Here is a 4,055-nt window from a genome sequence, read left to right on the forward strand (position 1 = left end):
TACCGCTTTCTTTTCAGTCTTGGGCTGATCCAGCGGTAATTCCTGCTGCTCACCTTCGTTATTTAGTTCTTCATCAACAGTGGGCTCGGCATGAGGAGGCGCGATGTTTAGGTTTGTTTCAATCTCGGCCGTTTTGGTAGCAGTGCTTGTTGAAGCGCCAGGTAGTTCAGCCAACAACGTGCGGCCACCTTTAACCACATCGCCAATGTTTACCAATATCTTTGAGCCTAATGGTAAAAATACGTCTACCCTTGAACCAAACTTAATAAAGCCAAATTGCTGGCCTTGCTCAACTGTATCCCCCTCTTTTACATACCATACAATACGGCGGGCCAATGCGCCGGCTATCTGCCTGAAAAGCACTGAAACGCCTGCGCTGTTTTGAACGCAAATAGTAGTACGTTCATTTTCGGTTGACGATTTAGGATGCCAGGCTACCAGGTATTTGCCCTTGTGGTATTTAAAATAACTTACCACACCGGCTATCGGGTTACGGTTTACGTGCACGTTTACCGGCGACATGAATACCGACAGCTGGATGCGTTTATCTTTCAAAAATTCAGTTTCCTCAGTTTCCTCTATCACCACTACTTTACCATCTGCAGGGCATAGTACGCTTGTTTCATCAACGTTGATATTGAAATAAGGACTACGAAAAAACTGCACGATCACCACAAAAAGCAGGAACGAGAGAATATAGATAAACCATTTTAAAGCATGCGCCTGCGGGAAATAAAATTGAATAAGCGCATTCAGTACAAAAATGAATAATACCGTTATGGCCAGTGAGGTGTATCCTTCTTTATGAAAAGTCATATTATAGGTGATTTATTTTATTTTGGTATCAATATTTTGGTATCAGGTAGTTAGTATCAGGTATCAAGACATATACGTAGACCTTTTAAGAACAGTTAAGAAAAATCTTGATACCTGATACTAATTACTTGATACTATTCACTACAAAACTACTAATTTGAAATGAAGTATAGGTATGCATAAACAACAGGAGCCGCTAACAAAAGCCCATCAAACCTGTCAAGCAAGCCACCATGACCTGGCAATATGCCACCGCTATCTTTTACGTTAATGCTGCGTTTAAACATAGATTCAACCAGGTCGCCCATAGTACCGAAGCACGATATTAAAACAGCTATGCTCACCCATTGATTCCAGCTAAGCTCAGTATAATAATGGCTGAATATTAATGCTGCTATAGCGCTAATGATCACGCCGCCAAAAAAGCCTTCCCATGTTTTTTTAGGCGAATGACGCTCAAACAGCTTGGTTCTGCCAAATGCCCGGCCAGCCAGGTAAGCACCGGTATCATTGCTCCACAGCATCACCAGAAAACCCAGCGGCAAATGAAAGTTATAGTTGCCGTTGATAAATGCCATAGCGTGGAAGAACAGAAATGGCACTACCGCCAAAAATATCCCTAAAAAAGTATAGCCCAGATTGCTGAAAGGGGCTGGTTTATTTTTATAAAGCTCCTGTATATAAACAGCGCTTAAGGTTACCGGTAAAAAAAAGATATACCTCCATGCCGGAAAGTAGCATTGTGCCGCAAAAAACAGAAATATTAAAAAGCCGTTGATCAGGCCACTTTCGCGGCTGGGTTTAAAACCACCCTCACGTACCAGCTTATAAAACTCAAACAGGCAAAACGAAGTTAGGATGAGGTAAAATACACTAAATACATAGGAGCCCAGTAAAACCGAGCCAAGCATCACAATAACAAAAAAAAAGCCGGTAATGGCGCGTACTTTCATATATTAATTTGATTGAGGATCATGATCTCGATGGCCTTGCTGAAATCCTCCTGGTGAATATATACTTCAATATCGCCGAAAGCCTTATGCGATGAATCTTGCTTGTTTAGTAAAACTGTGTCAATATGATGCCCGGTAAGCACTTGCTTAACAATTTCTGATTGATAAAAATTGGACGATGTAAAGAATTTGATCCAGCCTTTTTCCATTAAAAATCAAACATGGGCTTTTTGAGCGCAATATTCCTGAATATATAAAGCAAAATTAAAATAATTATTAAGCTAAAAGCATAGCTGCTATAATTAAATACATGCTGATCATCAGGACTTAAGCTGATCTGCTTATGCTGGTATAGGTAGGTGATTACCACGGCCGAGCCATTGTTTAAAAAATGGGCCCAAACACTGGTCCAGATGCTGCCGCTCCATACCACAAAATAGCCAAAAAATACACCTAAGGCCACCCTTGGCAAAAATGAAAAAAACTCCAGGTGAAAAGCGCTGAACAGGATAGCGGTTATCCAGATAGCGGCATGCGTGTTTTTTGTCCACCGTACTAAAATGGTTTGTATACAGCCCCTGAATAAAAACTCTTCGGCAATTGCCGTTAGCAGGGCTACAACTATCAGGGCAAAGAGCATATCGCCAAAGGTTTTCATGCTTAACATGGCGTCGGTAGCTTTTTGAGCTTGCTGTTCCATCAGGCGCATTAAATCTTCAACGGTTTTAAGCGATGAGGGCAGACTCAACTTTTCATTAATATTAACCAGTACCTCCATTACCGGAGATGAAAACAGCATGATAGAAAATACCAGCAGGAATAAAATAGACGGAAAATGAAAGTTTGCCTTCAGATAACTGGCGGTATCCCGGGCTATGTATCGTGCAAAAACAACCGGAACAATAAAAAGGGGCAGCGTGGTGCTTACAATTTGCAGTATCCATAAGCCATTTTTTACATGCGGGTTGGTTAAATTAAAGCTGGATACATCGGCTGCGGTTTGTGATCCGTAAAGCAATGTGATGATTCCCTGCGCTAAGAAAAAGCCGATGATGCACACAAAAAATATCGAAAAAAATATGATAACCAATTGTAACAGTGGGGTAATGTTTAACTGGCTGGTTTTTATTTCCTTGTAAGGCTCTTTTATCATTTGATGTAAAATGCGTAATTTTGCAGGTCTAAAGATAAGCATGTCTGTACAAATAGGAAATATAGATTTAGGAGAGTTCCCGCTGTTGCTGGCTCCGATGGAAGATGTGAGCGATCCGCCTTTCCGTTATGTGTGCAAGCAAAACGGCGCGGATATGATGTACACCGAGTTCATCTCATCTGAAGGATTGATACGTGATGCTGCCAAAAGCCGTAAGAAACTTGATGTATTTGAGTACGAACGCCCTATAGGCATCCAGATATTTGGCAGCGATATTGACCACATGCGCGAGGCTACCGAAATAGCATCACTCGCCGGACCCGACCTCATGGATATTAATTATGGCTGCCCTGTAAAGCAGGTAGCCTGCCGCGGTGCCGGTGCCAGCCTTTTGCAGGATATTGATAAAATGGTGGCCATGACTAAAGCCGTGGTTAACGCTACACATTTGCCAGTAACCGTAAAAACCCGTTTGGGTTGGGATGATAATACAAAAAACGTATACGAAGTTGCCGAACGCCTGCAGGATGTGGGTATCAAAGCGCTGACTATTCATGGCCGTACACGGTCCCAAATGTATAAAGGCGTAGCCGATTGGTCGCTGATTCGTGATATCAAGAAAAACCCACGTATAAAGATCCCGATCTTTGGTAATGGGGATATAGATTCACCTGAAAAAGCGGCTAACTGGCGTTTGGAATATGGTGTTGATGGTATGATGATAGGCCGTGCGGCGATAGGTTATCCCTGGATTTTCCGGGAGATCAAACACTATTTTGCAACTGGCGAACACCTGGACAAACCAACCGTTACTGAACGTATAGCAGCGTGTACCGCGCATCTGAATAAGTCGATGGAATGGAAAGGGCCTAAAACTGGTATTTTTGAAATGCGCAGGCACTACTCAAATTATTTTAAAGGCATTGATCATTTTAAGGAATACCGCATGAGATTAGTGACCGCGGGTACCCTGGAAGAACTGTACGAAATTTTGGCAGAAATTGATGAAAAATATGCCATTGAAATGGCGTAATATTTAATCAGATGCTTTATATTTGAAATTAAACAGAGACAATTCGCATGGTTACCACTATAACAGAGGGCGTTAAGGTTTCCATAGAAACCATTTATCA

The 4,055-nt window shown here is 41.9% G+C and carries 4 protein-coding genes and 1 pseudogene; 1 reads left to right on the top strand and 4 read right to left on the bottom strand.

Features of this window, described 5'->3' with window-relative positions:
• Positions 1–162: 162 nt before the first annotated feature.
• From AAGC65_RS25000 to AAGC65_RS25015, 4 genes and pseudogenes are all read right to left on the bottom strand, one after another.
• Positions 163–816, bottom strand: a pseudogene (locus tag AAGC65_RS25000) (phosphatidylserine decarboxylase family protein); the annotation flags it as partial.
• 152 nt (positions 817–968) lie between these two features.
• On the bottom strand, positions 969–1,769 hold the full coding sequence (locus AAGC65_RS25005; RefSeq protein WP_343115185.1) for a phosphatidate cytidylyltransferase: 801 nt from the start codon (positions 1,767–1,769) through the stop codon (positions 969–971).
• Complete coding sequence (locus tag AAGC65_RS25010; RefSeq protein ID WP_343115186.1) at positions 1,766–1,978, bottom strand: hypothetical protein; 213 nt, start codon at positions 1,976–1,978, stop codon at positions 1,766–1,768. The genes AAGC65_RS25005 and AAGC65_RS25010 overlap by 4 nt, the downstream gene beginning before the upstream one ends.
• Complete coding sequence (locus AAGC65_RS25015; RefSeq protein WP_343115187.1) at positions 1,978–2,922, bottom strand: CPBP family intramembrane glutamic endopeptidase; 945 nt, start codon at positions 2,920–2,922, stop codon at positions 1,978–1,980. The genes AAGC65_RS25010 and AAGC65_RS25015 overlap by 1 nt, the downstream gene beginning before the upstream one ends.
• Before the next feature lie 40 nt (positions 2,923–2,962).
• On the opposite strand from AAGC65_RS25015, the gene dusB reads away from it, so the two are divergent.
• Positions 2,963–3,955, top strand: coding sequence for a tRNA dihydrouridine synthase DusB (gene dusB / locus AAGC65_RS25020; protein ID WP_343115188.1), 993 nt, complete (start codon positions 2,963–2,965; stop codon positions 3,953–3,955).
• Positions 3,956–4,055: the final 100 nt, after the last annotated feature.

This window comes from Mucilaginibacter sp. (genome assembly GCF_039207105.1).
GTDB lineage: Bacteria > Bacteroidota > Bacteroidia > Sphingobacteriales > Sphingobacteriaceae > Mucilaginibacter.